19 protein-coding genes are annotated in these 19,323 nt (G+C 69.9%); 10 read left to right on the top strand and 9 right to left on the bottom strand.

The genetic code is table 11. The features are described 5' to 3' along the window. Positions 1 to 26 precede the first annotated feature (26 nt). The 3 genes from OHT57_RS25485 to OHT57_RS25475 all read left to right on the top strand — a co-directional run bounded on the left by OHT57_RS25485 (position 27) and on the right by OHT57_RS25475 (position 2,321). The gene (locus OHT57_RS25485) at positions 27 to 1,322 is read left to right on the top strand and encodes a M18 family aminopeptidase (RefSeq protein WP_328748808.1); all 1,296 of its coding nucleotides are present in this window, start codon (positions 27 to 29) and stop codon (positions 1,320 to 1,322) included. 68 nt (positions 1,323 to 1,390) lie between these two features. Continuing rightward, positions 1,391 to 1,624 carry a DUF6458 family protein gene (locus OHT57_RS25480; RefSeq protein ID WP_328748807.1) on the top strand — a complete coding sequence of 78 codons (234 nt, stop codon included), beginning with the start codon at positions 1,391 to 1,393 and terminating at the stop codon, positions 1,622 to 1,624. Positions 1,625 to 1,823: 199 nt separating this feature from the next. Then, positions 1,824 to 2,321, top strand: coding sequence for an LURP-one-related/scramblase family protein (locus tag OHT57_RS25475; protein ID WP_328748806.1), 498 nt, complete (start codon positions 1,824 to 1,826; stop codon positions 2,319 to 2,321). A gap of 18 nt (positions 2,322 to 2,339) precedes the next feature. Here OHT57_RS25475 and OHT57_RS25470 read toward each other — a convergent pair whose 3' ends face one another. Next, on the bottom strand, positions 2,340 to 3,113 hold the full coding sequence (locus tag OHT57_RS25470; protein ID WP_328748805.1) for a carbon-nitrogen family hydrolase: 774 nt from the start codon (positions 3,111 to 3,113) through the stop codon (positions 2,340 to 2,342). A 159-nt stretch (positions 3,114 to 3,272) separates the two neighbouring features. Here OHT57_RS25470 and OHT57_RS25465 point away from each other — a divergent pair, with 159 nt between their 5' ends. Continuing rightward, complete coding sequence (locus tag OHT57_RS25465; protein ID WP_328748804.1) at positions 3,273 to 4,097, top strand: maleylpyruvate isomerase family mycothiol-dependent enzyme; 825 nt, start codon at positions 3,273 to 3,275, stop codon at positions 4,095 to 4,097. A gap of 167 nt (positions 4,098 to 4,264) precedes the next feature. Here the strand turns inward: OHT57_RS25465 and OHT57_RS25460 are convergent, their stop codons facing one another. Next, on the bottom strand, positions 4,265 to 5,560 hold the full coding sequence (locus OHT57_RS25460) for an MFS transporter (protein ID WP_328748803.1): 1,296 nt from the start codon (positions 5,558 to 5,560) through the stop codon (positions 4,265 to 4,267). Continuing rightward, complete coding sequence (locus OHT57_RS25455; RefSeq protein WP_328748802.1) at positions 5,557 to 6,207, bottom strand: GntR family transcriptional regulator; 651 nt, start codon at positions 6,205 to 6,207, stop codon at positions 5,557 to 5,559. The genes OHT57_RS25460 and OHT57_RS25455 overlap by 4 nt, the downstream gene beginning before the upstream one ends. 208 nt (positions 6,208 to 6,415) lie before the next feature. On the opposite strand from OHT57_RS25455, the gene OHT57_RS25450 reads away from it, so the two are divergent. Both OHT57_RS25450 and OHT57_RS25445 read left to right on the top strand, forming a co-directional pair. Then, complete coding sequence (locus OHT57_RS25450; RefSeq protein WP_443053484.1) at positions 6,416 to 7,315, top strand: D-alanyl-D-alanine carboxypeptidase family protein; 900 nt, start codon at positions 6,416 to 6,418, stop codon at positions 7,313 to 7,315. A gap of 173 nt (positions 7,316 to 7,488) precedes the next feature. Further along, the gene (locus tag OHT57_RS25445; RefSeq protein WP_328748801.1) at positions 7,489 to 8,448 is read left to right on the top strand and encodes a BRO-N domain-containing protein; all 960 of its coding nucleotides are present in this window, start codon (positions 7,489 to 7,491) and stop codon (positions 8,446 to 8,448) included. 88 nt (positions 8,449 to 8,536) lie between these two features. Here the strand turns inward: OHT57_RS25445 and OHT57_RS25440 are convergent, their stop codons facing one another. Genes OHT57_RS25440 through pdhA form a run of 3 tightly spaced genes read right to left on the bottom strand, consistent with a single transcriptional unit; the run spans position 8,537 to position 12,082 of the window. After that, a complete protein-coding gene (locus tag OHT57_RS25440; RefSeq protein ID WP_328748800.1) occupies positions 8,537 to 9,925 on the bottom strand; it encodes a dihydrolipoamide acetyltransferase family protein in 1,389 nt (462 codons plus the stop codon). Positions 9,926 to 9,935: 10 nt separating this feature from the next. Then, positions 9,936 to 10,931 carry an alpha-ketoacid dehydrogenase subunit beta gene (locus tag OHT57_RS25435; protein ID WP_328748799.1) on the bottom strand — a complete coding sequence of 332 codons (996 nt, stop codon included), beginning with the start codon at positions 10,929 to 10,931 and terminating at the stop codon, positions 9,936 to 9,938. Between the two features lie 2 nt (positions 10,932 to 10,933). Continuing rightward, positions 10,934 to 12,082: a pyruvate dehydrogenase (acetyl-transferring) E1 component subunit alpha gene (pdhA, locus tag OHT57_RS25430; RefSeq protein ID WP_328748798.1), complete on the bottom strand. Its 1,149-nt coding sequence runs from the start codon at positions 12,080 to 12,082 to the stop codon at positions 10,934 to 10,936. A 352-nt stretch (positions 12,083 to 12,434) separates the two neighbouring features. Between pdhA and OHT57_RS25425 the strand changes: the two genes are divergently transcribed. From OHT57_RS25425 to OHT57_RS25415, 3 genes are all read left to right on the top strand, one after another. Continuing rightward, positions 12,435 to 13,091 (top strand): response regulator transcription factor, encoded by a 657-nt coding sequence (locus OHT57_RS25425; protein ID WP_328748797.1) that lies wholly within the window; start codon positions 12,435 to 12,437, stop codon positions 13,089 to 13,091. Positions 13,092 to 13,150: 59 nt separating this feature from the next. Next, entirely contained in the window at positions 13,151 to 13,576 is a 426-nt protein-coding gene (locus OHT57_RS25420; protein WP_328748796.1) for a pyridoxamine 5'-phosphate oxidase family protein, read from the top strand. Positions 13,577 to 13,698: 122 nt separating this feature from the next. After that, entirely contained in the window at positions 13,699 to 14,766 is a 1,068-nt protein-coding gene (locus OHT57_RS25415) for a phosphotransferase (protein ID WP_328748795.1), read from the top strand. A 75-nt stretch (positions 14,767 to 14,841) separates the two neighbouring features. On the opposite strand, the gene OHT57_RS25410 is transcribed toward OHT57_RS25415, so the two are convergent. Together OHT57_RS25410 and OHT57_RS25405 are read right to left on the bottom strand one after the other, a co-directional pair. Beyond that, positions 14,842 to 16,407 (bottom strand): protein kinase domain-containing protein, encoded by a 1,566-nt coding sequence (locus tag OHT57_RS25410; protein ID WP_328748794.1) that lies wholly within the window; start codon positions 16,405 to 16,407, stop codon positions 14,842 to 14,844. Between the two features lie 512 nt (positions 16,408 to 16,919). After that, entirely contained in the window at positions 16,920 to 17,462 is a 543-nt protein-coding gene (locus tag OHT57_RS25405) for a bacterial proteasome activator family protein (RefSeq protein ID WP_328748793.1), read from the bottom strand. 136 nt (positions 17,463 to 17,598) lie between these two features. Between OHT57_RS25405 and OHT57_RS25400 the strand changes: the two genes are divergently transcribed. After that, positions 17,599 to 18,243, top strand: a complete 645-nt coding sequence (locus tag OHT57_RS25400; RefSeq protein WP_328748792.1) for a hypothetical protein — start codon at positions 17,599 to 17,601, stop codon at positions 18,241 to 18,243. Here OHT57_RS25400 and OHT57_RS25395 read toward each other — a convergent pair. Beyond that, entirely contained in the window at positions 18,240 to 19,220 is a 981-nt protein-coding gene (locus OHT57_RS25395) for an NAD(P)H-quinone oxidoreductase (protein WP_328748791.1), read from the bottom strand. The genes OHT57_RS25400 and OHT57_RS25395 overlap by 4 nt on opposite strands. Positions 19,221 to 19,323 lie beyond the last annotated feature (103 nt).

The following is a 19,323-nucleotide window of genomic DNA, read 5'->3' as shown; positions in this document are numbered from 1 at the left end:
TCTCGTACGTCGTTAAGGTGAACCCCATGAGCGCACCCCACCGCCTCGACCGCGGCCACACCGACGACCTCATGACCTTCCTGGCGGCGAGCCCCACGCCGTACCACGCGGTGGCGAACGCTGCCGAGCGGCTGGAGAAGGCAGGCTTCCGCCAGGTCTCGGAGACGGACGCCTGGGAAGGGTCGAGCGGCGGCAAGTACGTGCTGCGCGGCGGCGCGATCATCGCCTGGTACGTCCCGGAGGGTACGGCGCCCCACACGCCGTACCGGATCGTCGGCGCGCACACCGACTCCCCGAACCTGCGGGTCAAGCCGCTGCCCGACGCGGGGGCGCACGGCTGGCGCCAGGTCGCCGTGGAGATCTACGGCGGGCCGCTGATGAACTCCTGGCTCGACCGCGACCTGGGGCTCGCGGGCCGGCTCACCCTGCGGGACGGTTCGACGCGGCTGGTGAACGTGGACCGGCCGCTGCTGAGGGTGCCTCAGCTCGCCATCCACCTGGACCGCGCGGTGTCCTCCGAGGGGCTCAAGCTCGACAAGCAGCGGCATCTGCAGCCCATCTGGGGTCTCGGGGACGATGTGCGCGACGGCGACCTGATCGCGTTCCTGGAGGAGGAGTCGGGGCTCGGCGCGGGCGAGGTGACCGGCTGGGACCTGATGACGCACTCCGTGGAGGCGCCCGCCTACCTCGGCCGGGACCACGAGCTGGTGGCGGGACCGCGGATGGACAACCTGCTGTCCGTGCACGCGGGCGTGGCCGCGCTGACCGCGGTGTCCGCCCGCCCGGAGCTGCCGTACATCCCCGTCCTCGCCGCCTTCGACCACGAGGAGAACGGCTCGCAGTCGGACACCGGCGCGGACGGGCCGCTGCTCGGCGGGGTCCTGGAGCGCTCGGTGTTCGCGCGCGGCGGGTCGTACGAGGACCGGGCGCGGGCCTTCGCGGGGACGGTCTGTCTGTCCTCCGACACCGGGCACGCCGTGCACCCCAACTACGCGGAACGGCACGACCCGACCCACCACCCACGCGTCAACGGCGGGCCGATCCTCAAGGTCAACGTCAACAACCGCTACGCCACGGACGGTTCGGGCCGGGCCGTGTGGGCCGCCGCCTGCGAGAAGGCCGGCGTGCCCTTCCAGACCTTCGTCTCCAACAACTCCATGCCCTGCGGCACGACGATCGGCCCGATCACCGCGGCACGGCACGGCATCAAGACCGTGGACATCGGTGTGGCGATCCTGTCGATGCACAGCGTCCGGGAGTTGTGCGGCGCGGACGACCCGCATCTGCTGGCGAACGCTCTGGTGGCGTTCCTGGAGGGGTAGTTCGCGGAAAGTGGGGGTACTCGCGAGTTCGGACCGGAACGACCGGACCGGACAGGGAGGCGACACTCATGGGCCTCGGCGGGTGCATCATCCTCATCGCCGCAGGAGCAATCCTCACGTTCGCCACCGACTGGCACATGCAGGGGGTCAACCTCGACCTGGTCGGTGTGATCCTGATGATCGTGGGACTGATCGGCGTGACGACGTTCAGCAGCATCGCCCGGCGACGGCGTGTGGTGGTACCGCCCACCGCGCCGACGGTCATAGAGCAGGAGCGGCGCCGGGACGGATACGGCATGTAAGTCGCATTCGTGAACAACCGTCAGCAATGCGCGGATCGGGTCGACGTTGTGAGCCCGGGGGGTCTGCGGTACCGGGCGTGAACCAGCAGCACACCCGGGGGCTCCCCGTGCTTCGCGCGCGTGTGCGAAGTGGGACGGGACTCGGCCCGTCGGCCTACAGACGGCGTTTCGGGCCGGCCACGGGGGAAGCGGTAACGGCATGAGATTCCTCGTACGCGACCGGCTCCTCGGCTTCGGTGACGACTACTGGATCGAGGACGACCGGGGCACCAAGATGTTCCTGGTCGACGGCAAGGCAATGCGGCTCAGGGACACCTTCGAGTTGAAGGACACCCGCGGGCGGGTCCTGATCGACATCCGCCAGAAGATGTTCGCCCTGCGCGACACCATGCTGATCGAACGGGACGGCGAGCCGCTGGCGACGATCAGACGGAAACGCCTGTCGCTGCTGCGCAACCACTACCGGGTCGCCCTCGCCGACGGCAGCACCGAACTCGACGTCAGCGGCAAGATCCTCGACCGCGAGTTCGCCGTGGAGTACGACGGCGAGCTGCTCGCGGTGGTCTCACGACGATGGTTGCACGTCCGCGAGACCTACGGCGTCGACATCGTCCGCGAGGACGCGGATCCGGCGCTGCTCATCGCCGTGGCCGTGTGCGTGATCCACCTCGCCGAGAAGGAACGCGAGGACGACTGACCGCCCCGCGGTGCGGCGTCAGAGGACCCGGTCCTTCAGAGCCGGGAACTGTTCCCTGGTCACGGCCACCTTGCCGGGGTCGAACTCCACGCTGAGGACCTCCTCGCCCGCGCCCGCCTCCGCCAGGACCTCGCCCCACGGATCCACCACGATCGAGTGACCGGCCTGTGGAACTCCGGCGTGCGTCCCGGCCGTTCCACAGGCAAGCACGAACGCCTGGTTCTCGACCGCCCGCGCCTGGGCCAGCAGCGTCCAGTGCGCCCGGCGGCGCTCCGGCCAGCCCGCCGAGATCAGCAGGGTCTCGGCGCCCGCGTCGACGAGACCACGGAAGAGTTCGGGGAAACGGAGGTCGTAGCAGGTGGCGATGCCCAAGGTCGTCCCGGGCAGTCGGACCGTCACCAAGTCCTCGCCCCGGCCCATCAGCACGGCCTCGCCCTTGTCGAAGCCGAAGCGGTGGATCTTGCGGTAGGTGGCGGCCAGTTCGCCCGAGGGGGAGAAGAAGAGGGAGGTGTTGTAGAGAGTTCCGTCAGCGGACCGCTCCGGGATCGAGCCCGCGTGCAGCCACACGCCCGCGTCGCTCGCCGCCTTCGCCATCGCCTCGCACGTCGGCCCTTGCAGCGGCTCGGCCTCGCGCCCGAACTCCTCGAAGGCGAACGCCCCGGTGGTCCACAGCTCCGGCAGCACGACGAGATCGGCACCGGCCTGATCCCGTACCAGCGAGGCCATCCGGCCCCGCCGCGATGCGACCGATTCGCCCTCATCCACGGCGATCTGGATCAGAGAGGCGCGCACACTACCACCGTCCTGGCATTCGAGCCGTTCACACGGGCCTACGATCGTCACACGAAAGCACTGCCGGGGTGCCTCACAGCAGCGTAACTTAGCGTTCCAAGACACCCGCCGACAGCCACCACCTCCACCCGTGCTCCGACCGCCGAGGGGTCCCGTTCCGTGAGTCTGCATCCCACCCTCCAGCCCTACGCCGACGCCTGGACCCACTCCATCGAAGCGATATCCGAGCTGGTGAACCCCCTCGTGGAGGGCGAGTGGAACCGTCGTACGCCGTGCCCGGGCTGGTCGGTCCGGGACATCGTGTCTCATGTCATCGGCCTGGACACCGAGATGCTCGGAGATCCGCGCCCCATCCACTCGCTGCCCCGCGACCTGTACCACGTCACCAACGAGCACCAGCGGTACACGGAGATGCAGGTCGACGTCCGCCGTCACCACACGGCACCGGAGATGACGTCCGAGCTCGAGTACGTGATCATCCGTCGCAACCGTCAACTGCGCAACGAGTCGCGCGACCCGGGCACCAAGGTCCGCGGCCCCCTCAGCACCGAACTCACGCTCGAAGAGTCGATGCGCCGACACGCCTTCGACGTCTGGGTGCACGAACAGGATCTGCGTACCGCCCTCGGCCGGCCCGGCAACCTCGACTCCCCCGGCGCCCACATCGCCCGTGACGTCCTTCTCGCGGCGCTCCCCGACATAGTGGCCACCAAGGCCGACGCGCCCCGCAGTTCGGCGATCGTCCTCGACGTCCACGGCCCCATCGAGTTCCTGCGCACGATAAGGGTCGACATCCAGGGCCGCGGCACCCTGGAGACCGCCCCGGCCCTCGGTCCCGCCGCCACCCTCAGCCTGGACTGGGAGACCTACGTCCGCCTGGCCTGCGGCCGGGTGACCCTGGAGTCGGTGGCGGACCGGGTGAAGGCGGAGGGTGTCCCGGAACTGACCTCGGCAATCCTCAGGAACTTCGCGGTCACGCACTGAGGGACGGCGGTCGGGGCAGTCACGGTGGATCCGTCCCCGCGGCGGGCGGCGATTCCGGTCCGTCCCCGACAGCCGTGGCGGGGGCCCGGTCGCCGGCGGTCGAGCCATGACCGGCGCGCGGCGCGACGCCGGCCATGCGCGGCCCGCCGGTTCAGCAGCTCCGCGGCTCACACCGGCACGTGCACCGTCTCCACCCGGCTGGCCACCAGCCGCTCCCGCTCCCGCCGGATCGCCCGCTTCCGCAGCCGCAGGATCTGGCTGACGCCGAGCGCCTGGAGCACGAAGACGGACGAGAAGGCGACGCTGTAGTTCCCGTCGGTCGCGTCGAGGAGCACACCGACGGCGAACAGCGTGGTCATGGAGGCGACGAAGCCGCCCATGTTCGTGATGCCGGAGGCGGTGCCCTGTCGTTCCGGCGGGTTCGCCGGCCGCGCGAAGTCGAAGCCGAGCATCGAGGCCGGCCCGCACGAGCCGAGCACCGCGCACAGCACGATCAGCAGCCACATCGGCGCGTGGTCACCCGGGTACGCCAGCGTGGCCGCCCAGAGCAGGGCCGTCGCCCCCACCGTCCCGAGCGCGAGCGGCAGCCGGGCCTCGTGGTGCCGGGCGACGACCTGGCCGTAGACCAGTCCGACGACCATGTTGGACAGCACGACCAGCGTGAGCAGTTCGCCCGCCACCGCGCGGGACAGCCCCTGCGCCTCGACGAGGAACGGCAGGCCCCACAGCAGCAGGAACACCATCGCCGGGAACTGGGTCGTGAAGTGCACCCACAACCCCAGCCGGGTGCCCGGCTCCCGCCAGGACGCGGTGATCTGCCGCCGTACGTAGGCCGCGCCCCGGTGCGGGAACGGCTCCGGCTCGTGGCCCTCGGGGTGGTCCTTGAGGAAGAGGAGCAGCAGGACCAGCACCACGACCCCGGCGAGTGAGCTGCCCGCGAACGCGGGTGTCCAGCCGATGCCGTGCAGCAGCCGGGCCAGGACCAGCGTGGAGACCAGGTTGCCCGCCATGCCGACGAGCCCGGCGAGCTGCGCGACCAGCGGACCGCGCCGGGCCGGGAACCAGCGGCTGCCCAGGCGCAGCACGCTGATGAAGGTCATCGCGTCGCCGCAGCCGAGCAGGGCACGCGAGGCGAGGGCGGTGCCGTACGACGGTGAGAACGCGAAGCCGAGCTGTCCCGCCGTGAAGAGCACCACGCCCAGCGTCAGCACCTTCTTGGTGCCGAGCCGGTCGACGAGCAGGCCGACGGGTATCTGCATGCCCGCGTAGACGAGGAGCTGGAGGATCGAGAAGGTCGACAGGGCCGAGGCGTTCACATGGAAGCGGTCGGCGGCGTCGAGGCCGGCGACCCCGAGGGACGTACGGAAGATGACGGCGACGAAGTACACGGAGACGCCGACGCCCCACACGGCCATCGCGCGCCGCCCGCCCGGAGGGTCGCCGGGGAGGCTGTACCGGCTCATCGGACCTCGCCCCGGGCCAGGTGGGAGAACCACTCGACGTGCCCGTGGATGAGGCCCACGACCGCCTCCGCGTCTCCGGAGCGCAGGGCCGTCAGGATCTGCTCGTGCTCGACGAGGGTCTTGGTGATGCGGTCCGGGTGGGCGTGCATCACGGCGACGCCCATCCTGAGCTGGCGGTCGCGGAGCTGGTCGTAGAGCCGGTTCAGGATCTCGTTGCCGCCGCTGCGGACGATCTCGGCGTGGAAGCAGCGGTCGGTGACGGCGGCGCCCGCCAGGTCCCCGGCGGCGGCCTGTTCCTTCTGCCGTGCGAGCAGTTCCTCAAGACGCGCGATGAGCTGAGGGGACGCCGGTACGGCCTTGCGCGCGGCGTGCTCCTCCACGAGCTGCCGGGTCTCCACCACGTCCGCGATCTCCTGGGCGGAGACGGGCAGGACCAGCGCTCCCTTTTTCGGGTAAAGCTTGATCAGCCCCTCGACCTCCAGCCGCAGCAGCGCCTCGCGCACCGGAGTGCGGGACACCCCGGTGGCCTCGGCGAGCTCGCCCTCGGTGAGCAGGGTCCCGCCCTCGTAGCGGCGGTCCAGGACACCCTGTTTGACGAGGGCGTAGACACGGTCGGCGGCGGGGGGCTGTTTCACGGCCAGGCTCATGGCGACAGCTTAGATACAACACGTACGCAAGAGGAGACCGGTCCAGCATGCGGACCACCGGCGGCCCCCCGGCCACCGAAACCCACACCCGCCCCAACTGGCGCACAACCTTCCGTGCTATCTACGAGTCAGACATGTGCGGCCTCAGCTTTTTCCCCACCAACTCGGCCGCACCACAGGGTCATTCGACGTATTCGGGGTATTTAAGTTGATTACCGCCACCAAGGGCTTCCGGGCCCGCAGAGCCGCAGCCGTCGCCCTGACGACCGGCGCAGTGCTCGCCACCGGAGCCCTCACCGCGGCACCTGCGCAGGCGCTGACGACGCCCACCATCACCGCCAAGGGCGGATTCCTGATGAACAGCGCGACCGGCGCGACGCTCTACAGCAAGGCGCCCAACACGAAGCGGCTCACCGCTTCCACCACGAAGATCATGACCGCGAAGATCGTGCTCTCGCAGTCGAACCTGAACCTGGACGCCAAGGTCACCATCAAGAAGGCGTACAGCGACTACATCGTTTCCAAGGGCGCCTCCTCCGCCCACCTGATCGTCGGCGACAAGGTCACCGTCCGTCAGCTGCTCTACGGGATGATGCTGCCCTCCGGCTGCGACGCCGCGATGGCCCTCGCCGACAAGTTCGGTACCGGCACGACGGTCTCCGCGCGTACGAAGTCGTTCATCGCGAAGATGAACACGACGGCGAAGAGCCTCGGCATGACGAACACCAAGTTCGACTCGTTCGACGGAAACAGCAACGGCGCGAACGCCTCCACGCCGAAGGACCTCACGCTGCTCGCTCGCAGCGTGATGAAGAACTCGACCTTCAAGTCCGTCGTCAAGACCAAGTCGTACACGGCGAAGACGGTCACGAAGACCGGCAGCACCCGCACCATGGCTGCCTGGGCGAACACCAACACCCTGCTCGGCTGGAACGGCACGCTCGGCATCAAGACCGGTTCGGGCACCGAGTCCAAGTACTGCCTCGTCTTCGCCGCGACGAAGAACGGCGAGTCCGTCATGGGCGCCGTCATGACCGCCCCCGATGCGACCAACCGCACGGCCGACGTGAAGAAGCTCATCACCTACGGCTACGCGAAGATCAGCTGACGCCTTTGCGTTTCACCGCACACGGCCCGTGCACCTGGGACAGCACCCAGTGGCACGGGCCGTTCGCTTGCACCAGCGAAATCAGCGGCATTCCCTCGCAATAGTGAACATCACTGCGCTGGTTGGCATATTCGATTTCCTCCGCCCTAAGTTCCGCAGCGGAGGTGGTTCACATGATCGAACCCAGCAAGCACGAACCCAGCCCGCGTATGCGGCACGAGGCGATCGATATCGGCGACTTCGTGTACGCGGCCACAGGAGCTCGCGTACGACGGCTGACCATGCCGGACTCGGCACACTGGTTCCCGGCAGTCGACGTGTGCAGGCAGTTGGGACACACAAATCCACAGAAGGCACTCTCCGACCACGTCCCAGAGGACCAGCGAGAGACCCTTGAGACCCTAACTGGAGGTTACGGTCTCAGCATTCCCGCAGGTAGAGAGTGGCGTCGAGACCTGAACGTCATCTCTCTCCAGGGTTTGATCCTTCTGGTCAACGCCTGTACGAAGCCCACGTGTCTGCCCTTCAAGCAGTGGGTCGCCGAAGTGATCGAGGCCGTGCAGAGGGACGGTTCCTACGCACTCGCGGAAGCCGAGGTGCAGACCTCCGCGCCCGGCGGCCCCATCGCGTACGCCATGCCGGAACAGATCGCCGAAGCCATCATCCGGCTCGAAGAGCGCAATCTCCTGGCGGACGAACAGTTCGCCGCCTCACAGCACAGGTCGATCGCGCTCCAGGAGGAAATCCTGGAAACGCAGCGTGCCGCCCTCGCCGCGCAGCAAGCCATGGCCCTGGCAATGGAGCGCATCGCGGACCGGCTGGACTCCCTGGCTCTCGAACGGCCGGCACCCACCGCCGACCTGTCCGCGGAGCCGACCACGGAGTCCGTGCTGGCCGACTGGCGGCGGCGGTTGTCGGTGACAGAGGACGTCTGGACCGTGGCCGTCGTCATCGCGCCGGTGCTCGTCGAGGAGGGTGAGCTGCGGCGCCCGCTCGAATCGATCGCGGCACGGACGGGTCTGTCCGTACACCGCGTCAACGAATGCCTGCGGCTGCTGCGCAAGCACGCCTGCATCCGCTCGCAGGGCGCATCGGAGGACGGGGCTCCGGTGTACGTGCTCAACCGATGCTGACCACTGCGGTGAACGACTGAAGGGGCGGCCGCAATCCAAATTTGCGGCCGTCCCTTCAGTGTTGAACAACTTATCCGCTGCGCGCGGGTCACGCCCAGGTGATGAGTTTCTTCGGTTGTTCGAGGATCGCGGCCACGTCGGCCAGCACCTTGGAGCCCAACTCCCCGTCCACCAGCCGGTGATCGAAGCTCAGCGCCAGCGTGGTGACCTGGCGGGGCTTGACCTTGCCCTTGTGGACCCACGGCTGGAGCCTGATCGCGCCGACGGCCAGGATCGCGGACTCTCCGGGCGGGAGGATCGGGGTGCCGGTGTCGACGCCGAAGACGCCGACGTTGGTGATGGTGACCGTGCCCCCCTGCATCGCGCCCGGGGAGGTACGGCCGTCCTTCGCCGTGGCCACCAGCTCGCCCAGTGCCTCGGCCAGTTGCGGCAGCGTCTTCGCGTCGGCGTCCTTGATGTTCGGGACGATCAGGCCACGGGGTGTGGCCGCAGCGATGCCCAGGTTGACGTAGTGCTTGAGCACGATCTCCTGGTTCGCCTCGTCCCAGGACGCGTTGATGTCCGGGTGGCGACGGATCGCGACGAGGAGCGCCTTGGCGATCAGCAGCAAGGGGTTCACGCGCAGTCCCGTGAACTCCTTGTCCTGCTTCAGCTCCTCGACCAGCTTCAGCGTCCGCGTCACGTCCACCGTCACGAACTCCGTGACATGCGGGGCCGTGAAGGCGGAGCCGACCATCGCCAGCGCCGTGGCCTTGCGGACTCCCTTGACCGGGACACGGGTCTCCCGGACGGAGTCGTACGACGCGGCGGGGGCCGCCGGGACCGGAGCCGTGACGGGCGCCTGTGTCACCGGCGCAGGTGCGGACGCTTCGGCAGGGGCCGCCGCGTGCACGTCCTCGCGCGTGATGACGCCGTCCGGGCCGGTCGGGACCACGGTGGTGAGGTCGACGCCCAGGTCCTTGGCGAGCTTGCGCACCGGGGGCTTGGCGAGGGGGCGGGACTCCACCGCGGGAGCCGCTGCATGGCCGTTCAGCTCGGTCCGGATCGCCTCCGACGCCTGCTGGACCGGGACCTCGGGACCCTTGCGGGGCCGGCGCTTGGTCGAGGTGGTGGCCACGCCGTAACCGACGAGGACCGGCTGGCGCTTCTCGGGTGCGGCGGGGGCCGCGGAGGGCACGGGGGTTTCGGCCGGCTGCTCCGGTGCCACCGCGGTGCCGCCCGACACGTCGACCGCGATGATCGACGTGCCCACGTCCACCGTGGTGCCCTCGGGGAAGCGCAGCTCGCGCACCACCCCGTCGTACGGGATGGGCAGTTCGACGGCCGCCTTGGCCGTCTCCACTTCGCACACCACCTGGCCGTCGGTGACCGTGTCCCCGACCTTGACGTACCACTTGAGGATCTCGGCCTCGGTGAGCCCCTCGCCCACGTCGGGCATCTTGAATTCGCGTACGGACGCTTCCGTCATCGTCGTCACGACCCTCTCCTCAGTACGCCAGGGCACGGTCGACGGCGTCGAGCACCCGGTCCAGGCCCGGCAGGTACTCCTCCTCCAGGCGGGCCGGCGGGTAGGGGGCGTGATAGCCGCCGACCCTGAGCACCGGAGCCTCCAGGTGGTAGAAGCAGCGCTCGGTGATCCGGGCCGCGATCTCCGCGCCCGAACCGAAGAACACCGGGGCCTCGTGGACCACGACCAGGCGCCGGGTCTTCTCCACCGAGGTCTGGATCGAGTCGAAGTCCAGGGGTGAGATCGAGCGCAGGTCCAGGATCTCCAGCGACCTGCCCTCCTCGGCGGCCGCGTTGGCGACCTCCTTGCAGAGCTTCACCATCGGGCCGTACGCGACGAGGGTCAGGTCGGTGCCCTCACGGACCACCTGGGCCTTGTGCAGGGGGCCGGGGATCGCCTCGGTGTTGACTTCGCCCTTGTCCCAGTACCGGCGCTTGGGCTCGAAGAAGATCACCGGGTCGTCGCTCTGGATGGCCTGCTGCATCATCCAGTACGCGTCGGAGGGGTTGGAGGGGCTGACCACCTTCAGGCCCGCCACGTGCGCGAAGAGCGCCTCGGGGGACTCCGAGTGGTGCTCCACGGCGCCGATGCCGCCGCCGTAGGGGATGCGGACGACGACCGGCATCTTGACCTTGCCCAGCGAGCGCGCGTGCATCTTCGCGAGCTGGGTGACGATCTGGTCGTAGGCCGGGAAGACGAAGCCGTCGAACTGGATCTCCACCACCGGGCGGTAGCCGCGCAGGGCGAGGCCGATCGCGGTGCCGACGATCCCGGACTCGGCGAGCGGGGTGTCGATGACCCGGTCCTCACCGAAGTCCTTCTGGAGGCCGTCGGTGACGCGGAAGACGCCGCCGAGCTTGCCGACGTCCTCGCCCATGACGAGGACCTTGGGGTCGGTGTCCAGGGCGCGCCTGAGCGATTCGTTGATCGCCTTGGCCAGTGCCAGGTTCGTGGATGTCACGTTTTCCGCTGCCATGATCAGGCCCCTTCCCCATCCGCGAACGACGCCTGGTAGGCGGCGAACTCGGCCCGCTCCTCGTCGACGAGCGCGTGTCCGTCCGCGTACGCGTGCTCGAAGAGGGCGAAGCGGTCCGGGTCCGGCATGGCACGGACCGCTTCACGCACTCGCCTGCCCAACGCCTCGGACTCGGTCTCCAGTTCCGCGAAGAATCCCTCGTCCGCGTGGTTTGAGGCCTCCAGGTACCGGCGAAGTCGCAGGATCGGGTCCTTCGCCTCCCACGCCTCGCGCTCCTCGTCGGCCCGGTACTTGCTCGGGTCGTCGGAGGTGGTGTGGGCGCCCATCCGGTAGGTGTACGCCTCGACGAGCGTCGGGCCCTCACCGTTGCGGGCGCGCTCCAGGGCCCACTTGGTGACGGCCAGCGAGGCGAGCACGTCGTTGCCGTCGACCCGTACGCCGGGGAAACCGAAGCCCTGCGCGCGCTGGTAGAGCGGGACGCGGGTCTGCTTCTCGGTCGGCTCGGAGATCGCCCACTGGTTGTTCTGGCAGAAGAACACGACCGGGGCGTTGTAGACCGCGGAGAAGGTGAACGATTCGGCCACGTCGCCCTGGCTGGAGGCCCCGTCGCCGAAGTAGGCGATGACCGCCGAGTCCGCGCCGTCCTTGGCGACACCCATCGCGTAGCCGGTGGCGTGCAGGGTCTGGGAGCCGATGACGATCGTGTAGAGGTGGAAGTTGTTCCCGTTGGGGTCCCAGCCGCCGTTGTTCACGCCGCGGAACATGCCGAGCAGGTTGGTCGGGTCGACCCCGCGGCACCAGGCCACGCCGTGCTCGCGGTAGGTCGGGAAGACGTAGTCGTCGTCGCGCAGGGCCCTGCCGGAGCCGATCTGGGCGGCCTCCTGGCCGAGCAGCGAGGCCCACAGGCCCAGCTCGCCCTGGCGTTGCAGGGAGGTGGCCTCGGCGTCGAAGCGCCGGGTGAGCACCATGTCGCGGTAGAGGCCGCGGAGTTCTTCGGGGGTGATGTCGGCGACGTACTTGTCGTACGTGGCGTCCTTGACGCGCTTGCCCTCGGGCGTCAGCAACTGAACCAGTTCGGGCTTGGTGCTCGGGGACTTCCTCGTCCCGGCGCTCCGTCGCGGCTTGCGCGCGGCAGTGCTCTCCACGGTCACGTGTGCTCCTCCGTCGGTCCGGCCCTCGGGGTTGCCGGGAGCTGGGGGTCCCCCAGCTCGTTCAGAGCCCGGGGAAGCGGCTCACCTGTTTCCGGCACCCGTGCACGGGGTGGGTGCCAATCGGCCGGAACAGGCGTGACAGGTGCCCCGGCGAGCGCCCTGCAAGAATCACGTTACCCAGTGCTTCACATTTCTGTGAAACCCCCTTTGACCTGCGATTTTGCTTGGATTTCCAAGTAAATCGAGAAAGGGTGGAAGCGGCGCTGGTCACAGCCTTGCAGGAGGCCGGAGCAACGGCACGTTATCCCGTCTACCCAGGTCACCGGAAGGGTTTCCGTGTTTGACTTACCGAGTGCGCGAAAACGGAAAAATCAGGGTATTTCTTGTCGACGACCATGAGGTGGTCCGGCGGGGTGTCCATGAACTCCTCTCGGTGGAGGACGACATCGAGGTGGTCGGCGAGGCCGGCACGGCGGCCGAAGCTCTGGCGCGGATTCCGGCCACCCGGCCCGACGTGGCGGTGCTCGACGTACGACTCCCCGACGGCAGCGGGGTCGAGGTGTGCCGGGAGATCCGCTCGCGGGACGACTCCGTGAAGTGCCTGATGCTGACCTCGTTCGCCGATGACGAGGCTCTTTTCGACGCGATCATGGCCGGGGCATCCGGTTACGCCCTGAAGGCCATCCGTGGCGCCGAACTGCTGGATGCGGTCCGGGGCGTGGCCGCCGGCAGGTCCCTGCTGGATCCGGTGGCCACCGCGCGCGTCCTGGAGCGGCTGCGGGACGGCGGCGCCAAACAGGACGACCGGCTCGCGCACCTCACCGACCAGGAGCGCAGAATCCTCGATCTGGTGGGCGAAGGTCTCACCAACCGCCAGATCGGCGAGCGGCTGCACCTCGCCGAGAAGACGATCAAGAACTATGTGTCGAGTCTGCTTTCCAAACTCGGCATGCAAAGACGTTCCCAGGCCGCCGCGTACGTGGCTCGCCTGCAGGTGCAGCGGCATTGACGCGTTTTAGGGACCTACGTCCCTGGTGCTCACGCCTTCTCGTCACGCACAGTTCCCGTATGTCCTCTGCCGAACAGCTCGCCGTCGGACTGCTCGCCCGTACGGACCACGGCCAGGTCGCCACCAGCATGCGCGCCCTGCCCTTCCTCGCCTTCGCCCGTCACATCGTGGCGGACGGCCGGATCCTGCTCCGGATGCCCGGGAGCGCCGGCCACCACCGGGCGTGCGCGGGCAGCGTGGTGGCGTACGGCTCGGACAACCTGGGCTCCGCCCGGCCGGGGGAGGACCTGTGGTCGGTGCAGGTGGTGGGCGAGTGTGCGGCGTACGAGCCCAGCGCCGCCGAGATCGAGCGCTTCGGGCCCGCCCCCCGCCTCGCCGACGGTGAGCCGTACGAGCCCGTCTACCTGTCCGTGGAGCCGCGATTCGGGTCCGTGCACTCGACGGACGGCGGCCCCGGAAGGCATGTCGAGCACCGCACGGCGTGACCGGACACGACCGTCCGTGACCGGCGGCGACTGTCCATGACTTTCTGTGACAACGCCCAGTTCACGGCGTCGGCTCGTGCCCTAGCATCTGGCGCGTGCCGCGCTCTCCCGTACCACCCCTTATGCCTCACGCGCCCCCGCTGGGCGCCCTCCTCCGCCAGTACTCCGCCGGATCCGCCCTCGCCTGCGACCCTGTCGACGAGGGCCTCCTCAACCGCGGCTACCGGCTGCGCACGACCCGCGGCCGGTACTTCCTCAAGCACCATTTCGACCCCGAGACGGCCGCCCCGGAGGCCATCGCCCGCCAGCACCGGGCCACCCAGCGCCTGGCCGACCTCGGCGTCCCGGTGGCACCGGCACTCCCCGGCCACGACGGCCGTACGGTCGCGGTCGTCGGCGGCCACGCCTACGCCCTGCACCCCTGGATCGACGGCCGGCACCGAAACGGCGCCCAGCTCACCACCGGTCAGTGCGAACGGCTGGGGGCGCTGCTGGGGGTGGTGCACGCCAGCCTGGAACGCGTGATGCCGACGCACGCACGCGTGCGTGCCGAACCGACCCGGAGCGCCTGCCCAGCCGTCACCGACACCGATGCGGATGGCGCCTGCCCGGCCGTCGTCGATGCGGGCGCCGACCCCGACACCACCTTCGCCCTCATCGACGACCTCCTCGCGCGCGTGCGCCGGCACCGGCCCGCCGACTCCTTCGACGAGTTGGCCCGACACCGGCTCCTGGAGCGGCGCGAGCTGCTCGAACAGCACGTGGGGCGGCGTCCTCCGCACGGCGGGCCGGTGGGCTGGGTGCACGGGGACTTCCACCCCTTCAACCTGCTCTACCAGGGCGACGCGCCCGCCGCGATCGTCGACTGGGACCGGCTCGGCGTGAAGCCCCGCGCGGAGGAGACCGTACGGGCCGCCGCGATCTTCTTCGTACGGCCCGCTGGGACGCTCGACCTGCCGAAGGTGCGGGCGTACGCACGCGCGTACCGGCGTACGGCCGGTGCCACGCCCTCGGAACTCACGGCGGCCGTGCACCGCGTGTGGTGGGAGCGCCTGAACGACTTCTGGATGCTGCGCTGGCACTACGAGCGCGGCGACACCCGCGCGGACCCCCAGTTCCCGGCGGCCTCGGCGCTGGTGGTGTGGTGGACGCGGGAGTACGACGCGGTGTGCGACGCCTTCGTGGGCTGACCCGGCCGTGCGGCGGCACGCACGCGCGCGTGAGGACCGTTTCCGGACCCACGCGCGCGTGGTTGGCTCAGCAGATCAGGAGTCGCTCCCGCCGTCCGTGCCGGCCACGAGGCCGCCACCGTCGGTCGGGGCGCCCGTGTCCGTGGGTTCGGCCGTCGCCGTGTCCGTCGGCTCGGTCGTGTCGCTCGGCGTCGCCGTCTCGGTGGGCTGCGTCGCCGTGGGCGACGGCGTGTACGAGTTCGTGTACGACGGCGTGTAGGAAGGCGTGTAGCCCGAGCCGCCGGAGCTGCCGCTGTCGTCCGTGGACGTCTCGGTCGACTCGTCCGTCGTCTCGTCGCTCGGCGTCCCGCTGGCCGTCTGGTCGTCGGTGGTCTGTGAGGTGGTCGGCGACTTGGTGGTGTCGGTGTCACCGCTACCACCGCCGCCGCCGTTCTGGAGCGCCAGCGCGACGCCCGCCGCGATGGCGATCACCGCGAAGACGGCGAGTATCCACAGCTTGCCGCGTCCGCTGCCCCGGTTGCCGTGCCCCTCGAAGCCGCCCTCGTCCCCGCCGCCGTAGCCGGAGGGCATGATCGGCTGCGGGATCTGGGTGGTGCCCGATGCGGCGCCGGAGTGCGGCAGCACGCTGGTGCTCGCGAAGCCCGCCGAGGGCGTGTTCCGGCCGTCGTGCGCCGCCACCGGGCCGGTGTTCCAGGTGCCGGTGTGGCCGCCCTGGTCATACAGCATCTGCAGGCCGTACTGAACGAGCCCGCGCATCTCCTCGGCCGTCTGGAAGCGGTCGTCCGGGTCCTTGGCGAGCGAGCGCATGACCAGGCCGTCGAGCTCCGGCGGCACGGCCGTCGAGACCGCCGACGGGGGCGTCGGGATGTCCTGGACGTGCTGGTAGACCACGGAGAGCGGGGTCTCGCCGGTGAACGGGGGCCTGAGGGCGAGGAGTTCGTAGAGAAGGCAGCCCGTGGCGTACAGGTCGGAGCGGTGGTCGACTGCCTTGCCGAGCGCCTGCTCCGGGGAGAGGTACTGCGGCGTGCCCATGACCATGCCGGTCTGCGTCATCGTCGTGGACGCGCCGTGCAGGGCGCGGGCGATGCCGAAGTCCATCACCTTGACCGCGCCGTTGTGCGTGATGATCACGTTCGCCGGCTTGATGTCGCGGTGCACGATGCCGTGCTGGTGCGAGTAGGCGAGCGCCTCCAGGACGCCCGAGACGATGATCAGGGCCTGCTCGGGCCCGGGCGCCTCGGCGTTGATCAGCAGGTCCCGGATCGTCCGTCCCTCGACGATCTCCATGACGATGTACGGCACCGACAGGCCGCCCACGAAGTCCTCGCCGGAGTCGTACACGGCGACGATCGCGTGGTGGTTGAGGCCGGCCACGGACTGGGCCTCGCGCGTGAAGCGGGCCTTGGAGGTCGGGTCCTCGGCGAGGTCGGCACGGAGCAGCTTGACCGCCACGGTCCGGCCGAGCCGTACGTCCTCGGCCGCGAACACCTCGGCCATGCCGCCTCGGCCGAGTCTGTGGGTCAGCCGATACCGGCCGTCCCCGACCAGTCCGCCGTTACCCCACAGCTCCGGCGCATCCGACATTCCGCCGCCAGTCGCCTCGGGGTCGGACGGGCCCTGGGCGCGCTGCTGCTGTGCCATCGGTCCTCGCCGTCGTTTCTGCCCGCGGTGCGCGCGGTGTTGTTACGGTCTCCGTCGGCCACGCTACAGCCTTCGCGCAAGCCGCCGGTCCGGGATGAGCCCGGGGGCCGGCCCGTGACGGACCGGTCATGAAACCTGTACTACGTCCCGGCGTGCAAATCCTGTGTACCGACGGTGGGGCACCTGTAACGCCCGCGCGACCGTTCTTTCGCCGACGGCCACGGAACGGGCACCGGTCCCGGACGCGGATCCCGTGGCCAAGGTCACGCCCACGGGCGTCGCCGGGGATCCGAAGAAGAACCCGAACGAGCGTTTTTGCAGGCGAGACGAAGGGCCCGGCAGCGGACGCTGCCGGGCCCTTCACGAGTCCAGGGGGTTTACATCTACAACAGCCATAAGTACGGCGGTCAACGGTGCAGCCCTACAGGACTGGCCGTAGCGGAACAGCTTCCACCGGATACGGCCTCTGCAGGTACGGCTTCCAACAGGTACGGCCTCTACAGGTACGGCCTCTACAGGTACGGCCCGCCCGAGCGGCCGCCCGTGCGCGGGTCACCGCCCTCATCGAGGCCGCCGACGCCCGGGGGCAGCGCGCGGCGCATCTGCTCCAACTGGGCCCGCGCGGCCATCTGCTGGGCGAACAGGGTGGTCTGGATCCCGTGGAAGAGACCCTCCAGCCAGCCCACCAACTGGGCCTGCGCGATGCGCAGTTCCGCGTCGCTCGGGGTCACGTCCTCGTTGAAGGGCAGCGAGAGCCGCTCCAGCTCGTCCACGAGCTCGGGGGCCAGGCCGTCCTCCAGCTCCTTGACCGAGCTGTGGTGGATCTCCTTGAGACGGGCCCGGCTGGCCTCGTCGAGGGGAGCCGCGCGCACCTCTTCGAGCAGCTGCTTGATCATGCTGCCGATCCGCATGACCTTCGCGGGCTGCTCGACCATCTCCGTGACCGGAATCTCGCGGGAGTCCTCGTCACCCCCGCCGCCCAGTGCCATCCCGTCCTGGCCCACGACCAGGATCTGGGGGGTTTCCGGCGAACCTTCGCTCCTCGGCATCTCCATGCAGCCATTCTCTCGCACCCGTACATCTCATGTGTGGGGTGCCCCCGGTGCGCGCTGATCCACCGTTCGCGGAGCAGATCGACACCACAGATCCACCCGGAATGCCGGTTAGGCGGCTGAATGCCAGTCTTGTTCCGTGACTCCCTGGCTGCATGTGACGGTACTGGTGATCATGGCGGGGTCGAGCACGGCCGTCGTACCGCCGGGGCACCTGCCGCACGGGTCGGAGACGCGGTACGGCACCGAACGGACGTACGGCGCCGAGCCGCGGTCACGCGCTTCCACGGACACGTCGGCCTCCCCCTCCGGCGTCCCGTCCCGCCCGGGCCCGGCCCCCGGCCCGCGGCACACCGCCGCGAGCCCGTCGGCCGTCCTGCCCGGTGATCCCCGTGATCCCTCCCCGGGCCACGGTCCGCTCCGCGCCCCCTCCTCGGCCTCCGCTGCTCCCTCCCCCGCCGCCGCCCCCTCGCGTGCCGGAAGCCGTGCGGGTGAGGGGCGGCAGCGGCCCGGGCGGCAGGAGGAACCGGTCGCGGAGGACGAGGAGGCCTCCGCCGGCGCGTCCGGTGACTCCTCGGGTGCCGACTCCGGCGACGGCGACCTGGCCGCCGTACCGCAGCCGCCCCGACCGACCGCGGCCGCCTCACCCGCCCCGCAGGCACACTCCACCGAGCGGACCGCGGCCGCGCCCAAGGTGTTCATCCTGCCGCTCGGCACCGGGCTGGTGCTGATCGGACTGGGGCTGGGCCTCGGCCTGTTCGCGCTGCGGTCGCGCCGCGGCTAGGACGTGACCAGCAGGACCTTGCCGATGTGGCCGCTCTCCTCCACGACCCGGTGCGCGGCGCCCGCGTCGCTCATCGGCACCTCGCGGTCGACGACGGGACGGATGTGCCCGGCATCCAGCAGCGGCCACACATGCTCCCGTACGGCCGCCACGATCGCCGTCTTCTCCTCCAGGGGCCGCGCCCGCAGCGAGGTCGCACTGATCGCGGCCCGCTTGCTCAGGAGCGCGGCGATGTTCAGCTCGCCCTTGACGCCGCCCTGCATGCCGATGATCGCGAGCCGCCCGTTGACGGCGAGGGCCTGCACGTTGCGGTCGAGGTACTTGGCGCCCATGTTGTCGAGGATGACGTCGGCCCCCGCCCCGTCGGTGGCCTTCCCGATCTCCTCGACGAAGTCCTGCTCCCGGTAGTTGATCAGGATGTCCGCGCCCAGCTCGGCACAGCGGTCCAGCTTCGCGCGCGTGCCCGCGGTCACCGCGACCCTGGCGCCGACGGCCTTGGCCAGCTGGATCGCCATCGTGCCGATGCCACTGGAACCGCCGTGCACGAGGAGCGTCTCGCCGGGGCGCAGATGGGCGACCATGAAGACGTTCGACCAGACCGTGCAGACCACCTCGGGCAGCGCTGCAGCGCGATGAAGGTCGACGCCCTTGGGCACGGGCAGCAACTGGCCCGCCGGTACGGCGACCTTCTCCGCGTAGCCGCCGCCCGCGAGCAGCGCGCATACCTCGTCGCCGACGGACCAGCCGGAGACGCCCGGGCCGAGCGCGGTGATCCGCCCGGAGCACTCCAGACCGGGATAGGGGGAGGCGCCGGGCGGAGGGTTGTAGAAGCCCTGCCGCTGAAGGATGTCGGCGCGGTTGACGGCCCCGGCCACCACCTCGACCAGCACCTCGCCCTCGCCGGCCACCGGGTCCGGGACCTCGCTCCACACCAGCGCCTCGGGCCCACCGGGTTCGGGAATCGTGATCGCATACATGGATCCGACGCTACTCCCCGCGCCTCCGACTCCGCCCTCCCTGGGCCCGGCCCCGAAAAACCCGGTGCGTGAGCGATGAGTTCGCGCGACGGTAAAGGTCTCC

The sequence above is a fragment of the Streptomyces sp. NBC_00285 genome (genome assembly GCF_036174265.1).
In the GTDB taxonomy this organism is placed as follows: Bacteria; Actinomycetota; Actinomycetes; order Streptomycetales; family Streptomycetaceae; genus Streptomyces.
The sequence above is the reverse complement of the archived record's forward strand: the minus strand, read 5'-3'. Positions and strand labels throughout refer to the sequence as shown.